Raw genomic sequence first — 19,746 nt, 5'->3', positions numbered from 1 at the left:
CACAGGTTGTTAATAATTTGTGGGTATGTTGCATGCGGATTGTGGGTAACTTCATTTATTTTTTCAACACAAACCTCACAACACTTTCAACATGAGCGGTTTGAGGAAACATATCCACAGGCTGGATCCAGTCCACTTTATATTTTCTGCTTAGGTACTGAATATCCTTGGCAAGTGTGGATGGATTACAGGAAACATATACAAAGTTTTTCGGTTCTACGTCCAGGACGGTCTTCATGAAAGTTTCGTCCAAGCCTGTACGTGGTGGATCCACGACAATCGTATCCGGCTTCCAACCTTCTTTCACCCATCTTGGCAGCCATTTCTCCGCTTTTCCTGCTACATATTTCATGTTGGTGTAACCGTGGCGTTTTGCGTTTTCCTTCGCGTCATCAATGGATTCTGCGATGGTGTCCATGCCTCGCACCTCTCCAGCATTTTCTGCCAGCCAAAGTCCGATGGTTCCGACTCCGCAATAAGCGTCTACCACTTTTTCTTTACCGGTCAATTGTGCCGCTTCTTTCACCAAATCATACAGCTTTACCGTCTGTACAGGGTTAAGCTGGAAGAATGCCCGGGCACTCAGTTCAAACGAAACATCCCCAAGTGTTTCTTGAATTACTTTTTCGCCGCTTAAATGAATCGTTTCTTCTCCAAAAATAAGGGAGGTTTTTTTGCCGTTCACGTTTAGCATGATGCTCTTCACTTTTGGCAAGCGTTTTTGAATTTCTTCTACTATCAACTGTTTGCGGGGTAATTTCTCATCTGTTGTAATCAACACAACTTGAATTTCCCCTGTTGAAAAACCAACTCTTGTCATGATGGTACGGACGGATGGTTGGCCCTTTTTCTCATTTTGAACAGGAATGTTGAAGTCCTGCAGAATTTTTTTCACTGTGTTGGTTACTTCGGTTGTGGCACTGTGCTGAACGATACAATTATCGATATCGATCAACTTATGGGAGTTGGCACCGTATAGTCCTGCGATGATTTTCTCCTTATGCTTTCCGACCTGAAACTGGCTTTTGTTTCGGTAGTACCATGGGTCTTCCATGCCAATGGTCGGTTTAATGTCCAATTTATCCACATTAAGCTTTGTATGGCGTTCTAATGACTGAATGACTATATCGCGTTTTAAGGTCAACTGTTGATCGTATTTTAGATGCTGCAGCTGACAGCCTCCGCATTGCTCATAGATCGGGCATGGAGGCGTGGTGCGGTGCGGTGACTTGCTTCTAATTTTCTTGATCTTTGCTTCTGCAAACTTATTTTTGACGTCTGTCACTTCCGCAACTATCACTTCTTCAGGGAGTGCCCCAGGAACAAATACGACTTGTTTTTTAAAATAGCCCACACCTTCCCCGTTAATTCCAAGGCGCTTGATGGTTAAAGGAAAGGTCTGTCCCACTTTCATGTCGACACTTGTTTGTTGCTTATTATATGATTTCTTCGTTTTCATTTTACTAACTCCTCAGGTTGCGGTTCGATGCTTCTCCAAAGGTAAAGGGACGCATAACTTGAATATGGTTCCCAATCCTTGCTCCATTCCTGCATCTGCAGGACGGTTGGTTTTTGGTCGAGTCCTTTTAGTTTTTTTAGTGCATTTTGGATGCCGATATCTGCAATCGGAAAAAGATTGGGCCTGCCAAGTCCAAACAGGAGCAGATTCTGAACGGTCCAAGGACCAATGCCTCTTACTTTTACCAGTTCTTTCAGAATTTCTTCATCCGATTTTTGATGCAATTCGTATAGAGGCAATTCTCCCTCTGCGATCAATCTAGATGTATCTATGATATACTCCGCTTTTCGGCGGCTCATTTTGAGTTCAGTGATCTGCTCGTAATCAAGCTTAGCAACCTCTTCTGGCTTTGGATAGAACCAGACACCTTCCTTTTCATATCCAAAATTGTGTACAAAACGCTGTGTCAATGTGTGTGCGAATTTCATGTTGACCTGCTGATGGATGATGCATTTCATCAGGCAATGATATAGATCGAAATCCAGAACAAGCGGTGTTCCTTCATGCTCTTTGAAAATCGGTGCAAGCTCTGTTTTGGCAAAATGATCGCTGATAGCTTGCAGTGGTTTGTCCCATTGGAATATATTTTTTATGAGATGTACTTCTTTTTCTGTCAGGTTTGCAGTACTTGTAAGTTGGAATGAAGGTTTCTGTTTGGTTCCTGTCGCTTGGATTTTGATAACAATAGGCATTTCATTTTGATACATCGGAACTTTTACAGTTCGTCCCTTTTGATTTATAACCATTAAAGGGTCAATGGATAGCCGTTGCAGCACTCTGTCAAAATCATATGGTCCCACTACATTTATTTTAACCAAATTTCCCACCGTCCTTCATTTACTGTCCCAATTATAACGGCTTTCCGGTGTGTTGCCAAACACCTCGGGTTAGTTCCATGCTAACTGAGAGGGAATCGGAACATGAAAAGAACTCCTTGCTGGCGGGCAAAGGAGTCAATTTTCTTGAATAAGCAATATTGGATTGGGAATAGTATGTTGTGCAGCGATATGATCTAGGCTTTTAAATTCATACCCCTGTTTCTGTAGGTCATCAATCACTTTTTCCATAGCCTCAGCATTGTCTTTGGAAACGGTGTGTAGCAGAAGAATGGCACCTGGATGGATCTGAGCCATGATATTGTCGTAGGAATATCTCCAGCCTTTTTGCTGGTCGGTGTACCAGTCAACGTATGCCAGGGACCAGAAAACATGTTGATAGCCCATTTGATTGGCAAGTGCCAATGTCCGGTCACTGAAGGTCCCACGAGGGGGCCGCAGGTATGTCATATTGTCAAGCCCTGTAATGTTTTTGTACTCCTCTTTGATCATATCGAGCTCTTTTTTGAAACGGACGTCGTTCACTTGCGTCATATCTGGGTGATGCCAGCTATGGTTACCGACAATATGGCCTTCGTTGACCATTCGCTTAATCAACTCTGGCTGATCCTTCAAGTAATAACCAGTTACAAAAAAGGCTGCGGGAACCTTTTTCTTTTTCAGTACATCTAAAACATGCTCAGTATATCCGTTCTCATATCCATTATCAAAAGTAAGATAAATTTCCTTTTTCGTCGTGTCACCGAGATAAAAAGCATCATGTTTTTTTAGAAGTTCTTTGTATTTAAGACCTGCATCGGGCGGCTCATGGTTCTGGCTTTTCTTAAATCCCCAGTGCAGGGTTGTAGTGGAATAGGTGTCCGCTTGACTGAGCTGTGGAATCAGAAAAAGTGCTATAACAGTAATGGTTAAGATGTTGAGTAGTTTTCTCATTTCATTATGTCCTCCCTTCCATGTTTTGTCGCTACTAATATGATTCGTTTTGGTGGGAGGAATGATACGGTGCATTGTTTTCCAATTCCGGTGAGGTGGGGAGGATTCCATTGGGATAATTTACTGTCTGAAAATTCGGAAATACTTTCCGACTTCAGGCAAATACAAACGGAAATTAGCCGAATACTGTCGGAAACATCTTTAATAGATGCCAAACGACATTTACCTGGAAAATATCGACGCCACACACCCCCGCCTACCGCAATTCCAATATTCAAAAACAAAAAAGCAGCCCGGCAACAAACTAACGTTGCCAAGCTGCTTTATAATCAAAATTTAGTTAAACACTCTATCCTTAAACTGCGCAAGCTTCTCTAATGAAGACTTTTCCACATCCGCATGCAAGCTGTTGCCATGTGAATCCATCGTTACAACCGCAGTGAAGCCTTCCACATTTAAGTGCCACATTGCTTCCGGGATACCGAACTCCATCAAATCTACACCGTCGACACCTTTGATACAGTCAGCATAATATTGCGCAGCTCCGCCGATTGCATTCAAGTAAACGCCCCCGTGCTCTTCCAATGCCTTCAGCGTTTTCGCACCCATTCCGCCTTTACCCATGACAGCGCGGATACCGAAGCGCTTCATGATATCTCCTTGATAAGGCTCCTCGCGAATACTTGTCGTCGGGCCGGCTGCTTTGACGTGCCAGTTTCCTTCGTCATCCTTAAGCATTACCGGTCCACAGTGATAGATAATTTGGCCATCTAAGTCAACTGGAGCATCGTTGTCACTCAAGTGTTTGTGGATCGCGTCACGACCTGTGTACATTCTGCCATTAATGCGCACTACGTCTCCCACTTTTAAAGAACGGATTTTTTCTTCGGTGATCGGCGCTTCCAGAATGATTTCACTGGCTTCAGAAGTTGCAGCCACTTCTTCTTGCTCTGTCAACTCTTTGGAGAAGTCAATCATTTCCCCTTCTTGATACAACCATTCATTGATCTCACCGGTTTCCGAGCTGATTTTTACTCCCAGACGGCGATACGCCCAGCAGTTGTACGCAACGGAAACGAAGAAACTCGCAGGAATGCGGTGCGCAACTCCGACTTTACAGCCAAGCAATGTCGTTTCGCCGCCGAAGCCCATCGTTCCGATACCAAGTTTATTGGCGTTTTCCATTACATAGTCTTCTAGCTCTTTTAATTCAGGTACTGTGTTCTCATCATCAAGGCTGCGGAATAGCTGTTCTTTTGCAAGCTCATAGCCTGAAGTACGGTCGCCACCAATTCCAACCCCGATAACGCCGGCGCTACAGCCCTGTCCTTGTGCCTGGTATACCGAATGCATGACACATTTACGGATTCCATCCAGGTCACGACCTGCACGGCCAAGTCCCTCAAGCTCACATGGGAGGCTGTACTGGATATTCTTGTTTTCACAGCCGCCTCCTTTTAAGATTAGGCGAGCGTCGATATAATCCTTTTCCCACTGCTCAAACTTGATGACAGGAACGCCATCACCAAGGTTGTCCCCACTGTTCGCACCTGTCAAAGAGTCAACAGAGTTCGGACGCAACTTACCATCTTTTGTTGCCTGTACAATCGCTTCTTTAATTACCTTTTTAATATCTAGTTGGTTGACGCCAATAGGTGTTTTTATTTTAAATGTAGGCAGGCCTGTGTCCTGACAGATCGGAGACACATTTTCGTCCGCCATCGTAATGTTATTAGTAATTGTCGCAAGTGACATAGCTGCACGAGTTCCCGCACTTTCGCTAAGCTTAGCTTTCGCTATCGCACGGCGAACATCCTTAGGCAGCTTTGTAGAGGTTTCCACAATCAAGTCATACATGCTCTCATATAATTTATTCATCTCTAAATCCCTCTCCTATCCCCTGTTGAAAAAGTTATCTACGTTTCCTTTTATACATCCTTCATTATACTTGTTCTAATTAGAAGGATAAAGGAATTTGTAACCGATTCCATTAAAAGGTTAATCCTATTTGGATTTTTGTGGTAAAGTGACAATAGGATACGGGAGAGATGGGAGAAACAAACAATGACACAGTTTTTAGCACTTTTAGCGGCAAATTTAGAAGATGCTGAGCAGTTGACTGCAATAATGAAAAGAACATTTGATGAGGAAGCACGCAGGTGGCTTGGGGCTTTGGACTCGCCTGTAGTGGACTATAATATACAACCACCTGGTTATGATTCCATTCATACTACCCGGTACATGATAGAAGAGCTTACTTATTACAGTATTTTGGTGGAAGAGCAACTTGTAGGCGGGATCATTTTGACGCTGACAGGGAACCGTTTTGGCCGGATCGATCGAATTTTTATTGACCCTGCTTTTCAAAGGAAAGGCCTGGGTTCTGAAGTGATTCGTTTGGTGGAAAAAGCACATCCTACTGTGACGACTTGGGATTTGGAAACCTCCCCAAGACAAAAGGGCAATCTACATTTTTATGAAAAGTTGGGCTTTGAACGCAAATTTGAGACAGAAGATGAGGTGTGTTATGTCAAGCGCATTTCTGCTGGAGTGGCTAGTGAGAATAAATTTGAATCTTGCAATTTAGAAGGGGCGACCTTTTATGGGGCGAATTTAGCTACCAGTGCTTTCAGCAACAGCACTTTATCCGGGGCACATTTCAGCAATATCAATTTAAGTAGATCGAAGTTTCAGAACATCAATTTTCAGGATACATTGATTGCTGATTTGAACCTTTCTGGGAGTAGGGTGAAGCATGTGGATATGAGCGATGTTGGGTTCAGTGATACGTTTATTGAAGGGGCTCCTGTAACCTTTGAGCGCTGTGAATTGATGGGTACCAGGTTTACCAATTGTAAGATGGCTGATGTGGAGATTAATGCTTGCGACATTTCTGGGATGAAAGTTGATGGTGTGTCTGTGGAGAAATTGTTGGAGGTTTATAGGAAGGTGATGAAGTCGAGGTGATACCCCATTTCTGCATGCAGTGGTGAATGGCCTAGGAGGGTAGACTTTCATTATTTGTATGAAGACAATTTCGGAGGTTATTTGGGCTTCAAATTGTCTTCATGGCCTCTATAATGACAATCGCGAGGCATTTTTTGGCTTCGAATTGTCTTCATAACCTCGATGATGACAATCGCGAGGCATTTTTTGACTTCAAATTGTCTTCATAACCTCGATGATGACAATCTCGAGGCATTTTTTGACTTCAAATTGTCTTCATAACCTCGATGATGACAATCGCAAGGCATTTTTTGGCTTCGAATTGTCTTCATACCTCGATTATGACAATCTCGAGGCATTTTTTGGCTTCGAATTGTCTTCATACCTCGATGATGACAATCTCGAGGCATTTTTTGGCTTCGAATTGTCTTCATAACCTCGATGATGACAATCTCGAGGCATTTTTTGACTTCAAATTGTCTTCATAACCTCGATGATGACAATCTCGAGGCATTTTTTGACTTCAAATTGTCTTCATAACCTCGATGATGACAATCTCGAGGCATTTTTTGGCTTCGAATTGTCTTCATGTCCATTATGAAGACGTCTCAACATACTTTTCCACCTTAAAGAGGTCCTCATCACCTCTATGAAGACCTCTCTCCCAGCTTTTTCACCTTCAATAAATCCTCATCTGATGGACTCTGACCTAACTTTACCAGTCCTTCTTAAACTGATTATATTTTCCCTCTAAATCATCCAGCATCTGGATCAGGCGATCGATGTCCTCGAGATCTGTTGCTTCCGGATCCAATGAATCCACAACCTCCAAAAACATGTTCAATCTATTTTTTAAATAATCGACTTGGGAATCTTTGTTGTCTGTTGCTTTGCCCATTATAATCGCACCTTTCTTTCAGTCCTTAATTATTTCTCTATACTACCGCACTGCAGCACTTCCGGCAACCTTCGTATAAAATTTCCCGGTCTGCAATCCTGCGAATCATGATACAATGAAGGGTAAGGTTTTTTAAATAAAAGGAGTTTACGATGAAGACAACCACACTACCACCAATTACACCTTCCTATGATCCATGGGAAGCTTATTTAGATGTTAAAGAATACGGCCAGATGGAACTCACCAATGTGGAGTTCACAACTACGACTCTTTGTAATATGCGCTGTGAGCACTGTGCCGTCGGCTACACGTTACAACCAAAGGACCCACAGGCTTTGCCAATAGAATTGTTAATTCAACGTCTGGAAGAAATCCCTCATCTCCGCTCCATCAGCATCACTGGCGGCGAGCCCATGATGAGCATGAAGTCAGTGAACGAGTATGTCGTGCCTTTGTTAAAATATGCGCATGAACGCGGTGTGCGTACGCAAATCAATTCGAACTTAACCTTAGATTTAGCAAGATACGAGAAAATCATTCCTTACCTGGACGTGCTACATATTTCTCATAACTGGGGCACGATGGATGACTTTGTGGAGGGCGGGTTTGCGATGATGGACCGCAAACCTACCTATGAGCAGCGTGCGAAATATTTTGAACGGATGATTGAAAATTCGAAGGCTTTGACTGCTGCCGGTGTTATCGTGTCAGCTGAGACGATGCTGAACAAAAGGACGCTTCCTCATATCGAGCATATTCATAAGCAAATCGTCGAGGAGATGAACTGTCAAAGACATGAGGTTCACCCCATGTACCCAAGCGATTTTGCTAGTGGGATGGAGGTCCTGACACTTGAAGAGATGCGTGGTGCGATACATCGCCTGCTTGATATGCGTGATGAAAATACGTGGATGCTTTTTGGAACATTGCCGTTTTACGCTTGCAGTGACAACCCGGAAGATCTGGCATTGCTAAAGCGAGTATATGAGGCCAAGAATGTGACAGTACGAAATGACCCGGACGGGCGCTCCCGTTTGAATGTGAATATTTTTAACGGAGACATCATCGTCACAGATTTTGGCGATACACCTCCTCTTGGGAATATACAGACAACGGATTTGCCTGCTGCATATGAGAAATGGAAAGAGACGTCCATTGCAAAAGAGTTGGACTGCCATTGCCCTGCGGTTGCCTGCCTTGGGCCAAATATTTTGGTGAAGAATGCATACTATCCACAAACGGATTTTACAAACAAGGAAGCAAAAATAGCTAAATAACGAAGCTTTTCTCAAATATTATTGCTAGTTAAAAGTCGGTTTTGCAAGGAAAGTTAATTTAAATATATAAAAAAAGCCAACAACAAACATGCCTGGGATTATTAGATTCCCAGGCGTTTATTTTTAAATTATATAGATGGCATTTTTGATCTTAGTCTTCTGCCTTTGAAGATGGTGTAGGTCCCTAAACAAACCAGCATACTTGCCATAAGGCTTGAAACAACGATAAGGGCACCATCCCAGCCAAGGGAGCTACCTGCTAGCTGCCATGCCTGATACGGTATGAACAACATAAGAAAAATAATCCCTATTCCCCAAAGTAACAGGAGGGCATGATGTTTTTCCTCATTTCCTATATCTGATGGCTTTTGCCTCATCTCAACTGTGACCATTGTCCGCACGATACCTATCAAAACCGACAACCCCAGGACCAATAATACCAGGTGCATCATGATGTTGATGACCTCCTTTTCATTCTCACTTATTAAGACGCTTAAAGCTAAAAAAAGTTTCGGTCGGCGGCTGGTTTTTCCTTCGACAAATGGATGGACGGCAGAATTTGGGCAACGTGACCTTAGTAATAGATAGATACCCGAAGGATGATGGATACGAAACTGGGAAAATAATCACGTTTTTCCACATTAGATATTCTCATATAAAAACACCAGCCCAATCCGGACTGGTGTACTAATTCACTTTATCGTGGACGATCCGACGCCGCAAAAATAAAACTTACATGGTCCTGCACCGGAATCCAGGCACCGATTCCCTGCGATGTCACATTCTTTACGACAATTTTCATTTCTTTTCCTTTTAGCACAAGGTACACTTCTCCGTACGTAATCTTCCCTTTTTCACTAACTGCCGGAGAGTACGCATAAAGATAGCCAAGCTTTTTCACAGGAATGTTATACACTTGGTCCTTTTTCGTTCCAGCACCAACAATGGTCTGGAACGATAGAGGCAGTTTCGTTTTGTCCATTGCTTTTAACATCATCATTTCTTTCACATCTTCTGCAGCCTCCACTTTTGAAGTCAGTCCACCCTTGACGCTTTTTTGTGCTTCTTGACGATAGTGAAGTTGTTGCGGCACTTTTCCACCGCGATTATCCGTATAATTTGTATTTATTTTTTGATATTCCCAGTTCACACTTGTTTCCGTTGATTGATAAGAAAGTGGCCATTGTCCAAGGTAAATGGTAGCACGATAGCCGATGGCAACTGGTGAAGGAGAAATGTTCGATTCATTCAAAATTTTGATGAGCTTTGGGTTTTCAATTTTCACATTGGAAGAATCAATCAGTTCTTGAGAAAGCTCGCTTGGTTGCAAGTACGGCACATCCTGAGATGGGTTTGGGTATGTGTTGTCCTTGGAGATATCTAGAACAGAATTCGGAACCTCCAGTTTTTTATTATCGGCTTTCACCTTGGTCTCTTCAGCTTGAACACTACTCACCATGAAACTGAATGCCAAAAAGCTCGCCATGATAATTTGAAGTATGCGCATGATGTGTATTACTCCTTTCAATCGTCTTGAAATCTATGTACTGTTATCTTTTTCGAAGCGATTTCAGATTATCCATGAAAGGTGAAACTTTTTTCCAGAGAACTCGTATATAAGGTAAGAAGGAGGTTGGTTGTGATGAAGACACCAAGCTGTGCCAATTGTAAAAAGAATTGGAGCTGGAAAACCACGTGGAAGCAGATGTTCACATTCAAGCAGGCGATCACTTGCCCATATTGTGAAGAGAAGCAATATATCACAAAAAGCTCTCGACAAAAACTCTGCTTACCACCGATGCTTTTTGCATTTATTAATGTACCGTTTCTTTCTTTTGGTGTGGACTTTTTTTATCTATCCATCGCCTATGTCATATGCATCGTATTTATTTTCATCCTGATGCCTTTCTTATATGAGCTGAGCAACGAGAACGAGCCTTTATGGTAAGGAGATTTTTAGCAACCACATACATCATTCATTTCCTTATCTTCTTAGGTGCCAATTTGCTGGTGTATCCGTTCTTTCGACACAAGACATTTTGGGATATGTTTTTTATTTCCATGCTTTATGCTGCTATCTGGTGGCTTTGGGATAACGCATCCTCCACTAAAAAGAAAAAACACGAAAGCTGAACTTAGCTCTCGTGTCGTAATTTCCTATAAAGATTTTCTAAACGTGGGTAGAATATCTGAATCAATGGTCCAATTCCAAATGTGATGATAAGTGTACCAATTCCTATCGGTCCTTTGAAAATAAGGGCAAAAATGAGGGCAAACACTTCCCCGATGGTTTTTGCTGTCATCATTTTGACCTTGAAACGATTTTGAATGCCAAGCATCAAGTTGTCAATTGGTATGACAGGAAACTTTGCTTGCAGATAAGCGGAGATTCCCACTGCCATGATGACCATTCCACCTAAAAGTATGATGAAACGGAAAACCATTCCTACTGGAATCCATGCCCCGAACACCTGTATCAACCAAAAGTCAATAAAAACTCCGACAAGGAAAATCGTGATGACCGCAAGATAATCCGGCTTGCTTTTATGCAACCAAGCATTGATAGCAATCAAAATGATCCCGACAATAAACACCCAGCTTCCTACCGTAAGCCCAAATGTTGTGGATAGCCCTACGTTCAGTGCATCCCACGCACCAGCCCCTAAATCAGATTTTATCGTCAAACTAATCCCGAAGGATAAGATAAAAAGTCCAATTAAATAAAATAAAGCCCTAATAACCAATCTTGATAACTCCTCTACATTTTACTGTCACTTGTCCTACTCTACCATTGTAAGCGTGAATCATCAAAATATGAAAAAGAAAAATATTTTTTAATAAATCAGAATATTTATAAGATTGCACCTATATACTATAAATACCTAAAAACGAAGGAGGGAAAAAAGCGAATAAACAACTTAGAGTGAAGGAGTGATTCTGCCTACACAGTGCACATATAAAGCTTTTTATTCCTTAGTTCAAAGCTTTAACCTCTTGGTACTTAGAAGTGATGGGTTTGCCCTATATGCTTTGGGACTCTGTGCAGCCTACCGCACAGAGTCTTTTTTGTGTAAAACGGAAGTTCGTGCCAAAATCAACCGAGTTGATGCCGAAAACAGGCAGGTTCATGCCAAAATGAGTCGAGTTCGTGCCAAAACAGTCAAAGTTCATGCCAAAACACCTGATGTTCATGCCAATCAACCCTCTGTCCCTCTATAAGAGAAAGAACCCAATCCCCATAATCAGATAGGCTGCAAGTATCGTCGCCCCTTCAAACCAGTTTGTCTCCCCGTCATTGGAGATCGCGATGGCTAAGAGTACAGCTGTTACCATGGCAATTAGTTCTGGCACAGTGAACACGAGCGCCATTTGTTTTTCAAATAAAATCGATATAAGTACAAGAATGGGAGCCACAAACATTGCGATTTGCAAAGTTGATCCCACTGCAATTTCTACTGCAATGTCCATCTTATTTTTGTATGCCATAATAATGGCGGATGCATGCTCGGCGGCGTTTCCGACAATGGCAACTATGATGACCCCAATAAACAATTCCGACCAACCGAATGCCTCACCCACCTCTTCAAATGTATGAACGAGACTCTCGGATACATAGGCTACCGCAAGTGTTGCCAACAAAAGAATCAAGATTGCTTTTTTCTTCCCCCACTCCGCTGTTTCATGCTCTTCCTCTGCATGTCCTCCGCCTGCTTCGGTAGACTGGTACACCCCTCGATGTGTGACAAGCTTAAAGAATAGAGCTGCCAAGTATAAAAGAATAAGGATGACAGATATCCCGACACTCAGTGCAAAAGTTTTTGTATCATTCATTTCCTGAGCAAACACTTCAGGAATAACAAACGCTACCAAAACCGCGAAAACAAGGAGCCCAGAATTATGCCGTGCATCAAACACATTGAATTTCTGGCGTTTAAATTTCAATCCGCCTACAAAAAACGAAAGTCCCATGACAAGTAAGAGGTTTCCTAGAACCGACCCTGTCAGAGAAGCGAGCACTACTGTGATCAACCCAGCTTTAAGCGCAAAGAACGCAATAATCAGCTCCACAGCATTTCCGAAGGTCGCATTGATCAGGCCACCCACCCTCGGCCCCGTATGTACCGCAATGCTTTCCGTCGCTCGCCCCATATAACTTGCCAGCGCCACAATCGTCAAACTGTATATGATGAACATTAATACAACCGGCCAATGCAACAGCGACCCGAGGACAGATAAAGGAAACCCGATCGCAATCATGATAAGGAAAAATTTATACACACCTACACCCTCTTTCCACATTTACCATTATGATATCCCCGACCTCTTCTTTTTATCGTAAAAACTGGCCGACATCCGTGTTTAAAATTTCGCCAAACATGCCACATTAACTGGGAGAACTTTTTAAACGAAAGGTGTAGAGGATATCCATGACTACCGACTTGAAGGAAAAGATCATCTCCATGTTCAGCAACCATAAAATCGGAACGCTTGCCACCATCAGGGGAGACCGTCCATATTCCCGATTCATGCTATTTTTCAACGAAGAATTGGTTTTGTACTGCGCAACAAACGAGCACACTCATAAAATAGAGGACATCAAGGCGAACCCACATGTACATATACTTTTAGGCATGGAAGGTACAAGTTGGAAGGAGCCTTACGCGGAAATCGAAGCGGAAGCAAGCTTTGAGGACAGTGCAGAGTTAAAAAAGAAATTTTGGGACGAGAAGCTTTCAGAATGGATCAAAAGCCCGGATGATCCGGAATATCTATTGTTAAAGTTGGCGCCGTCAGTGATTCGTTATTATGAGAAGGCTGGTAGTGAGGCAGAGGTTCTGGAAGGATAATTTCTTGTTTTAGTGGTTCATTTTATAACATAAAGAAGAAGAGTTTATCATTATTACTCTTCTTTTTTTATGGCTTTTTTCTCAATGAATGGTGCTATTCTTTAGTAAAAAGTCGGCAATTGGACTTTTTACTGTATAGAAACTATAAAAAATGCAGTTCTGAGGCATTTTGAATGTAATAACCCAGAAATCAATCTAGAAATATAAATTCTATGATAATCTAAAAGAAAACCTGCAATAATCGATATGGTCTTCGTTAGGCCACTTTTTTTTAATAGGAGGTCTCACTTTGCTACGAACATCCCTTGCAAAAAAAATCATACGAGAAGTGAAAAATTTTATAGAAGAAGATCTAATTATGGTCGATACAACCGGTACCATCATCGCAAGCACCGATGCTGATAGAATAGGAAATTACCATGAAGGGGCATTTCTTGCCGCTTCCGAAAAACAAATGCGTATCATATCCAAACAGGATGAAACGACACTATCCGGCGTAAAAGCTGGCATTACCCTCCCTCTCTTTCATCAACAAAAAGTCGTTGGCGTCATCGGTATAACTGGAACACCAAAAAAAGTACTTCCATACGGGGAATTGATCAAGAAAATGACAGAGTTATTGATCCAAGAAAACTACTATCAGGACCAGTTTGAGTGGGAAGCAAGATCGCTTGAAACCTTTGTGTTCGATTGGCTATTGAAAGACGGACCATCCACTTCCATTAAAAAGCGCGCTGAACTGCTAGGTGTAAACATGGAATTGAACCGGCAAGTTATTTTGATAGAGTTTCAGACAGATGATGCACTCATGGAAACAAAAAGATGGCATTTTACCAAATTGGATATGGATCTGAAGGAAGAAGATATTCTTGTTCAATGGGGCCAGAATAGAATGATTTTACTGCTCGCAAGCAATAACTTTTATAGCCGGGAATCCCTTCTTGCATTTTTGAAAAATATGCTGCATCAACTTCAAATCTATATCGGGGCAACGGCGTTTATGGGAATTGGGAAAGCAGGAAGCTTATCTTCCTTAAAAGACTCGTACACAGAAGCAGAAAGAGCGTTGAATGCTTGTTCTACTGATGCACCGCTTACGTTTGAAGAAGACCTTCGCCTGGAAATGATCCTTCAAGCAATCCCGGTGGAGGTGAAGCAAGAGTTCTCCCAGCGGCTCCTTTCGCCAATCATAGCCGATAAAGAATTATTCGAGACCATTCAGGTGTATCTTACCCGTCATTTATCCTTGAAAGAAACCGCCAAAGAAATGCACATCCATATCAATACATTGCATTACCGATTGCGCAAAATAGAGAATTTGACTGGTTTGGAGCTTAAAAAGGCTCATGATTTGACCACCCTTTATCTCGCATTCTTACTTTTGGATGATTCCACAAATAAACAGTAGTATACCTTTGTTTCTTTTAGATAAATATACATAGAGTTCCCGCTTCGCTTTTTATAAAATAAGGATAAAGACATTCGTAGTCCGGGAGGTTTATTTTATGATAAGTGAAGGTTTGAAAAAGCAATTAAAGGATATAGTTGGTCCTGAAAATTATCGGGACAGTCAAGCCGAAAAGCTTGTCTATTCTTACGACGCCACACCTAACTTCCAAGCGATGCCGGATGCTGTCATCGTTCCAAGGAATACAGAGGAAGTATCCAAAATCGTGAAACTGTGTAACGAGCACCGCGTTCCGCTTGTCCCTAGGGGATCTGGCACCAACCTTTGTGCAGGAACCTGTCCAACAGAAGGCGGGATCGTGCTTTTGTTTACCCACATGAACAAGCTTCTCGAGTTGGATGAAGAGAACCTGACAGTCACCGTTCAACCTGGCCTTGTGACGCTTGATATGATTCATGCTGTCGAAGCGAAGGGCTTATTTTATCCACCGGATCCGAGTTCCATGAAGATCTCCACCATCGGAGGTAACATTAACGAAAATTCCGGCGGTCTGCGTGGATTGAAATACGGGGTAACGCGTGACTATGTCCTGGCACTTGAAGCGGTCATGCCGAATGGTGACATCATCCGAACAGGCGGCAAGCTTGCGAAAGATGTTGCCGGCTATGATTTGACAAGGTTGTTTGTCGGGTCAGAAGGGACACTTTGCATCATTACGGAAGCGACATTGAAGCTTTTGCCGATGCCAGAGACGAAGCAGACGATGCTTGCCTTGTATCAGGATATCGAGGCAGCAGCAAAAACAGTTTCTGCGATCATTTCCAATAAAATCATCCCCGCAACTCTGGAATTCCTTGATCAACCAACACTTGAGGTGGTCGAGGATTTTGCGAAAATTGGTCTGCCGACAGATGTGAAGGCGGTTCTCCTGATTGAGCAAGACGGTCCGCAGGAAGTGGTGGCAAGGGATATGGCCAAAATCCAAGAGATTTGTATGGCAGAGCAGGCTATTTCTGTCCAAGCGGCAGAGACGGAAATCGAAGCGGAAGCGCTGCGTACCGCTCGCCGCTCCGCACTCTCCGCTCTGGCAAGGCTCAAGCCGACGACCATTCTCGAGGATGCAACGGTCCCTCGTTCCGAAATTGCCACGATGGTAAAAGCCATCAATGAGATTGCGGTTAAACACCAGGTGAAAATCTGTACATTCGGTCATGCAGGGGACGGGAATCTTCACCCAACAGTTGCGACGGACGCTCGGAACCATGAGGAAATGGAACGGGTGGAAGCGGCATTCGAGGACATCTTCGCAAAAGCGATCGAGCTTGGCGGAACGATCACAGGAGAGCACGGAGTAGGTGTCATGAAGGCACCATACCTGGAGTGGAAGCTTGGCGCAGAGGGAATAGCTGCCATGAAAGCTATTAAACTGGCTTTTGATACGAACAACATTATGAATCCCGGAAAAGTATTTGCGAAGGAATCGAGAAAACGGGTGGTGGTTTCCAGATGACTTCAGTAAAAGAGAAACAAGTCATTCAAGATGAATTCAAGAATCGCATGGATGAGGATGAATTGCTGAATTGCATGCGCTGTGGGTTCTGCCTCCCTTCCTGTCCGACCTATGTAGAATCGGGCTTCAAGGAATCCCACTCCCCACGTGGACGAATAGCGCTTATGAAAGCCGTTGTGGATGGGGTGATTGAGCCGGACGAAGATGTGGAACGTTCACTTGACCTCTGCCTGGGCTGCAGGGCTTGTGAACCGGTTTGTCCTTCCGGTGTGAAGTATGGGCATCTTCTTGAGGAAGCACGCGACATCATCAACCAGAATAAAAAGCATTCGCTGCCTGTAAGGGTGCTGAGGAAAACTGCGTTTAATGGACTCTTCCCTCATCAAAATCGCATGCGTGTTTTGACCAATTTTCTCGGAATCTATCAACGTTCCGGACTACAAAGTGCCGTTCATCATACAGGATTGCTGAGGCTATTACCGGAAAGCATGGCAAGCATGGAGCGTGTCCTACCAAAAGTTCCTACCATGAAGGAAATGAAGGATCGTCCTTCCCATCTCCCAGCACTTGAAGTACAGAAAAAACGAGTAGCCTTCTTTTCCGGGTGCCTGATGGATACGATGTTCATGGAGACCAATAATGCCACAATGAAACTGCTACAGCATGCCGGCTGTGAGATTGTGATACCAGAGACACAAAATTGTTGTGGTGCCCTTCACGGACATAGCGGGGAGAAAGATAGCGCCAAGGAACTTGCCAGACGGAACATTGCTGCGTTTGAGGAATTCGAAGTCGACTATATCATCACCAATGCAGGCGGGTGCGGTGCCTTCCTTGTCGACTATGACCATCTATTGAAAGATGATCCCGATTGGTATGAGAGGGCGGTTACTTTTAAAGAGAAAATCAAGGATATATCGGCTATTTTGGTAGAATTGGAGTTTCATAAAAAAGACCTGCGGGTGCGTCCACAGCGGATCACCTATCAGGACTCCTGCCATCTTCGCAATGTACAGGGCACCTTCCTTCAGCCACGCATTTTGCTTCAATCGGTAGAGGGCGCAACATTTCACGAAATGAAAGACGGAGACCGCTGTTGTGGCTCTGCTGGCATTTACAACATCGTTGAGTCCGAAATGTCGATGCAGATATTGTACCACAAAATGGAGAAAGTTGCCGAAAGTGAGGCGACGACCATCGTGACCGCGAACCCGGGGTGCTTGCTGCAAATGAAGCTTGGAATTGAGCGTGAAGGTCTGACCGGAGTGATTCGGGCCGTTCATATTGCGGACTTTTTATTGGAAGGGCTGGAGGAGTGACGGGAGAACTTGCTTAATAGAATGGAAGGGCAGGTGCTGGACGATACAGCACTGTTTTAGATGAATGATAAATTGCTGTTGGTGGGCTTCAGTAAGGTAATGACAATCTCATATGATTTTTCCGTTCGAGATTGTCTTTATCCTCCCTATGAAGACAATCTCACCTGCTTTTTCTGCTCGAGATTGTCTTTATCCACCCTATGAAGACAATCTCACCTGCTTTTTCTGCTCGAGATTGTCTTTAACACCCTATGAAGACAATCTCACCTGCTTTTTCTGCTCGAGATTGTCTTTAACCACCCTATGAAGACAATCTCACCTGCTTTTTCTGCTCGAGATTGTCTTTATCCTCCCTATGAAGACAATCTCACCTGCTTTTTCTGCTCGAGATTGTCTTTATCCACCCTATGAAGACAATCTCACCTGCTTTTTCTGCTCGAGATTGTCTTTAACCACCCTATGAAGACAATCTCACCTGCTTTTTCTGCTCGAGATTGTCTTTAACCACCCTATGAAGACAATCTCACCTGCTTTTTCTGCTCGAGATTGTCTTTAACCACCCTATGAAGACAATCTCACCTGCTTTTTCCGCTCGAGATTGTCTTTATGCACTTTACACAACATCTCCCGGTTTATTTTCCACCTCATGCAAAAAGACAGCAACGGCTAGCTACCATTGCTGTCTTTTCTTTATCTACAAAACTGAAAATAGCCCTCAAACTTAGCAATAAAATCATCAGAAGCCTTTTCGCCACTCTCCCGCAAAGCCGCATACACCGTCCCCACGATCGGAGGAATTGCTGCCCTCTTAAATAAAAATGGCAATCCTGCACTATGAGCCTCGCTATGTAAATAATCCTTCATCGCTTCTGCATGCTGGCCGATTCCGCCAGTCAAAATGATTGGGACACTATTTTGACCCGCAGTATCCTTCATCAACTTTTCAAATAACACGTGGATATCCCTCAACATCGCCCGTGCCGCATCTTCTATGAACGATGTACACAAATGATCCCCCTGGTTGGACCTGACAACGGCAATTCGAGCCAAAGATGCAATCCTGTCCCGTGTTTTCCCCATTTCATACACGAGTGGCACGAGCTCAGACATTACTCTCACCCCGAAGTGCCCCAATACTTCCTCCGTCAACCGGCAAGGTTCTTGGCCACCTGCGTCGTATTTCTCAAACACGTACTCCAGTATGTTTTTTCCGATTGTAAATCCACTATATCCATCGTTGATCAGATAACCCCATCCGCCCACTCTTCCACGCTCGAGTTTTTCATTCACTCCGAACGCAATGGAACCAGTCCCGCTGATACAGACGATTCCAGGCTCCCCCTTCGTTTCGGAATAGAGTGCTGTAATGGCGTCGTTGTCCACGTTGATTGTCGGCTTAGCTCCTAGCAAGCTTACCAACAGCTCCTTAAACCATTCCTTCTTGCCACCGCTTTCCGCTCCGGATATTCCCGCAAAAACCAAATCCACCCCCGAAAGCGCCTTCCCTTGAAGTAATTGAGAAAAGAGTTCCTGCAGTTGAGTCAAAATAATTTCTTCGCTTGAACTGTTCGGGTTGGTCGGACCGACCGTAGCCATTTTCAATACCGTTCCCTGTGCGTCCACCACAACCCCTGTCGTCTTTGTACCTCCACCATCAATCCCTATAATCATATGCTGCTCCCCTTGCTGTATTTTTACAATTGCCTACCTAACTCATTCTATATATCCTGTAAGAATCCTTTTTATTATCTATCCGTATTTCTTCTGATGTTCCTTCTTTTTTTCCAAGTACTCCTCATCCGTTCTTACCTTCTTCCACAGTGTTTCAAAGATCGTTGCCGATTCCGCCTTTTCCTGATCTATCTGACGCTCCTTTACATTCCCATCTTCATCATACTTTCTGCCCCCTTTATAGTTCGTATAGCGCCTTGCCCTTGTATAGCCCATCTGAAGAAACTTCCTTGCCATGTCCATTCCCACAAAATCATCCCGTTTCTTGTATTCAAGATACATTTCATATATTTTTTCGGAGGACTCCCTCGCTATCTCCGGTGTCTTGAACCGCCAATGTGGAAGAATCTCCCCTTTGTAAGGCTCTACTAAGAGAACACCTTGCTCCCCTCTCCCCACACGATATAGCTCTGGCTTCTCACGAAAATCTATCTTTTCAAAATCCAAGGAATAATCAAATGCCATATGGTCCCCTCCTTTTTCTATAGGATGTACCCTATTTTCCAAAATAAAAAGCAGTGA

General features: G+C 43.4%; 19 protein-coding genes. 8 read left to right on the top strand and 11 right to left on the bottom strand.

Features of this window, described 5'->3' with window-relative positions; genetic code table 11:
* Positions 1–55: 55 nt before the first annotated feature.
* The 4 genes from rlmD to MKY77_RS05010 all read right to left on the bottom strand — a co-directional run bounded on the left by rlmD (position 56) and on the right by MKY77_RS05010 (position 5,166).
* The gene (gene rlmD, locus MKY77_RS05025; protein ID WP_339149187.1) at positions 56–1,459 is read right to left on the bottom strand and encodes a 23S rRNA (uracil(1939)-C(5))-methyltransferase RlmD; all 1,404 of its coding nucleotides are present in this window, start codon (positions 1,457–1,459) and stop codon (positions 56–58) included.
* Positions 1,456–2,337 (bottom strand): DNA-3-methyladenine glycosylase, encoded by an 882-nt coding sequence (locus MKY77_RS05020; RefSeq protein ID WP_339149186.1) that lies wholly within the window; start codon positions 2,335–2,337, stop codon positions 1,456–1,458. Before MKY77_RS05020 ends, rlmD begins: the two co-directional genes overlap by 4 nt.
* 135 nt (positions 2,338–2,472) lie before the next feature.
* Positions 2,473–3,288 carry a delta-lactam-biosynthetic de-N-acetylase gene (pdaA, locus tag MKY77_RS05015; protein ID WP_339149185.1) on the bottom strand — a complete coding sequence of 272 codons (816 nt, stop codon included), beginning with the start codon at positions 3,286–3,288 and terminating at the stop codon, positions 2,473–2,475.
* A 336-nt stretch (positions 3,289–3,624) separates the two neighbouring features.
* Positions 3,625–5,166 (bottom strand): fumarate hydratase, encoded by a 1,542-nt coding sequence (locus tag MKY77_RS05010; protein WP_339149184.1) that lies wholly within the window; start codon positions 5,164–5,166, stop codon positions 3,625–3,627.
* Positions 5,167–5,352: 186 nt separating this feature from the next.
* Here MKY77_RS05010 and MKY77_RS05005 point away from each other — a divergent pair, with 186 nt between their 5' ends.
* A complete protein-coding gene (locus MKY77_RS05005) occupies positions 5,353–6,255 on the top strand; it encodes a GNAT family N-acetyltransferase (RefSeq protein WP_339149183.1) in 903 nt (300 codons plus the stop codon).
* Between the two features lie 694 nt (positions 6,256–6,949).
* Here MKY77_RS05005 and MKY77_RS05000 read toward each other — a convergent pair.
* Positions 6,950–7,132, bottom strand: a complete 183-nt coding sequence (locus MKY77_RS05000) for an SE1561 family protein (RefSeq protein WP_339149182.1) — start codon at positions 7,130–7,132, stop codon at positions 6,950–6,952.
* 152 nt (positions 7,133–7,284) lie between these two features.
* Here MKY77_RS05000 and yfkAB point away from each other — a divergent pair, with 152 nt between their 5' ends.
* A complete protein-coding gene (yfkAB, locus tag MKY77_RS04995) occupies positions 7,285–8,409 on the top strand; it encodes a radical SAM/CxCxxxxC motif protein YfkAB (protein WP_339149181.1) in 1,125 nt (374 codons plus the stop codon).
* A 128-nt stretch (positions 8,410–8,537) separates the two neighbouring features.
* Here the strand turns inward: yfkAB and MKY77_RS04990 are convergent, their stop codons facing one another.
* A complete protein-coding gene (locus tag MKY77_RS04990) occupies positions 8,538–8,861 on the bottom strand; it encodes a hypothetical protein (protein ID WP_339149180.1) in 324 nt (107 codons plus the stop codon).
* Positions 8,862–9,106: 245 nt separating this feature from the next.
* Complete coding sequence (locus MKY77_RS04985; RefSeq protein ID WP_339149961.1) at positions 9,107–9,868, bottom strand: YfkD family protein; 762 nt, start codon at positions 9,866–9,868, stop codon at positions 9,107–9,109.
* A 183-nt stretch (positions 9,869–10,051) separates the two neighbouring features.
* On the opposite strand from MKY77_RS04985, the gene MKY77_RS04980 reads away from it, so the two are divergent.
* Complete coding sequence (locus MKY77_RS04980) at positions 10,052–10,357, top strand: TIGR04104 family putative zinc finger protein (protein WP_339149960.1); 306 nt, start codon at positions 10,052–10,054, stop codon at positions 10,355–10,357.
* A gap of 187 nt (positions 10,358–10,544) precedes the next feature.
* On the opposite strand, the gene MKY77_RS04975 is transcribed toward MKY77_RS04980, so the two are convergent.
* Entirely contained in the window at positions 10,545–11,153 is a 609-nt protein-coding gene (locus tag MKY77_RS04975) for a membrane protein (protein WP_339149179.1), read from the bottom strand.
* A 187-nt stretch (positions 11,154–11,340) separates the two neighbouring features.
* Between MKY77_RS04975 and MKY77_RS04970 the strand changes: the two genes are divergently transcribed.
* On the top strand, positions 11,341–11,628 hold the full coding sequence (locus MKY77_RS04970; protein ID WP_339149178.1) for a hypothetical protein: 288 nt from the start codon (positions 11,341–11,343) through the stop codon (positions 11,626–11,628).
* On the opposite strand, the gene cax is transcribed toward MKY77_RS04970, so the two are convergent.
* Positions 11,623–12,687 (bottom strand): calcium/proton exchanger, encoded by a 1,065-nt coding sequence (gene cax, locus MKY77_RS04965; protein ID WP_339149177.1) that lies wholly within the window; start codon positions 12,685–12,687, stop codon positions 11,623–11,625. The two genes, MKY77_RS04970 and cax, sit on opposite strands and share 6 nt — an antisense overlap.
* Before the next feature lie 149 nt (positions 12,688–12,836).
* Between cax and MKY77_RS04960 the strand changes: the two genes are divergently transcribed.
* The 4 genes from MKY77_RS04960 (at position 12,837) to MKY77_RS04945 (ending at position 17,493) form a co-directional block, all read left to right on the top strand.
* Positions 12,837–13,256, top strand: coding sequence for a pyridoxamine 5'-phosphate oxidase family protein (locus MKY77_RS04960; RefSeq protein ID WP_339149176.1), 420 nt, complete (start codon positions 12,837–12,839; stop codon positions 13,254–13,256).
* 289 nt (positions 13,257–13,545) lie between these two features.
* Positions 13,546–14,664 carry a sugar diacid recognition domain-containing protein gene (locus MKY77_RS04955; protein WP_339149175.1) on the top strand — a complete coding sequence of 373 codons (1,119 nt, stop codon included), beginning with the start codon at positions 13,546–13,548 and terminating at the stop codon, positions 14,662–14,664.
* Positions 14,665–14,761: 97 nt separating this feature from the next.
* Positions 14,762–16,174, top strand: coding sequence for a glycolate oxidase subunit GlcD (gene glcD, locus MKY77_RS04950; RefSeq protein ID WP_339149174.1), 1,413 nt, complete (start codon positions 14,762–14,764; stop codon positions 16,172–16,174).
* Positions 16,171–17,493, top strand: a complete 1,323-nt coding sequence (locus tag MKY77_RS04945) for a (Fe-S)-binding protein (protein ID WP_339149173.1) — start codon at positions 16,171–16,173, stop codon at positions 17,491–17,493. Before glcD ends, MKY77_RS04945 begins: the two co-directional genes overlap by 4 nt.
* Before the next feature lie 690 nt (positions 17,494–18,183).
* Here the strand turns inward: MKY77_RS04945 and MKY77_RS04940 are convergent.
* Positions 18,184–19,164 (bottom strand): BadF/BadG/BcrA/BcrD ATPase family protein, encoded by a 981-nt coding sequence (locus tag MKY77_RS04940; RefSeq protein WP_339149172.1) that lies wholly within the window; start codon positions 19,162–19,164, stop codon positions 18,184–18,186.
* Positions 19,165–19,242: 78 nt separating this feature from the next.
* Positions 19,243–19,689, bottom strand: coding sequence for a DUF4385 domain-containing protein (locus MKY77_RS04935; RefSeq protein ID WP_339149171.1), 447 nt, complete (start codon positions 19,687–19,689; stop codon positions 19,243–19,245).
* Positions 19,690–19,746 lie beyond the last annotated feature (57 nt).

This window comes from Sutcliffiella sp. FSL R7-0096, assembly GCF_038595065.1.
Lineage (GTDB): Bacteria > Bacillota > Bacilli > Bacillales > Bacillaceae_I > Sutcliffiella_A.
This window is presented reverse-complemented; position numbering and strand designations above follow the sequence as displayed.

Excerpts from the sequence above, each read along its gene's own strand:
- glcD (WP_339149174.1), top strand. The coding sequence starts at position 14,762 with ATGATAAGTGAAGGTTTGAAAAAGCAATTAAAGGATATAGTTGGTCCT.
- MKY77_RS05000 (WP_339149182.1), bottom strand. The coding sequence starts at position 7,132 with ATGGGCAAAGCAACAGACAACAAAGATTCCCAAGTCGATTATTTAAAA.
- MKY77_RS04940 (WP_339149172.1), bottom strand. The coding sequence starts at position 19,164 with ATGATTATAGGGATTGATGGTGGAGGTACAAAGACGACAGGGGTTGTG.
- MKY77_RS04945 (WP_339149173.1), top strand. The coding sequence starts at position 16,171 with ATGACTTCAGTAAAAGAGAAACAAGTCATTCAAGATGAATTCAAGAAT.
- pdaA (WP_339149185.1), bottom strand. The coding sequence starts at position 3,288 with ATGAGAAAACTACTCAACATCTTAACCATTACTGTTATAGCACTTTTT.
- MKY77_RS04990 (WP_339149180.1), bottom strand. The coding sequence starts at position 8,861 with ATGATGCACCTGGTATTATTGGTCCTGGGGTTGTCGGTTTTGATAGGT.
- MKY77_RS04960 (WP_339149176.1), top strand. The coding sequence starts at position 12,837 with ATGACTACCGACTTGAAGGAAAAGATCATCTCCATGTTCAGCAACCAT.
- yfkAB (WP_339149181.1), top strand. The coding sequence starts at position 7,285 with ATGAAGACAACCACACTACCACCAATTACACCTTCCTATGATCCATGG.
- MKY77_RS04985 (WP_339149961.1), bottom strand. The coding sequence starts at position 9,868 with ATGGTGAGTAGTGTTCAAGCTGAAGAGACCAAGGTGAAAGCCGATAAT.
- MKY77_RS05005 (WP_339149183.1), top strand. The coding sequence starts at position 5,353 with ATGACACAGTTTTTAGCACTTTTAGCGGCAAATTTAGAAGATGCTGAG.
- MKY77_RS05010 (WP_339149184.1), bottom strand. The coding sequence starts at position 5,166 with ATGAATAAATTATATGAGAGCATGTATGACTTGATTGTGGAAACCTCT.
- rlmD (WP_339149187.1), bottom strand. The coding sequence starts at position 1,459 with ATGAAAACGAAGAAATCATATAATAAGCAACAAACAAGTGTCGACATG.
- MKY77_RS04980 (WP_339149960.1), top strand. The coding sequence starts at position 10,052 with ATGAAGACACCAAGCTGTGCCAATTGTAAAAAGAATTGGAGCTGGAAA.
- MKY77_RS04935 (WP_339149171.1), bottom strand. The coding sequence starts at position 19,689 with ATGGCATTTGATTATTCCTTGGATTTTGAAAAGATAGATTTTCGTGAG.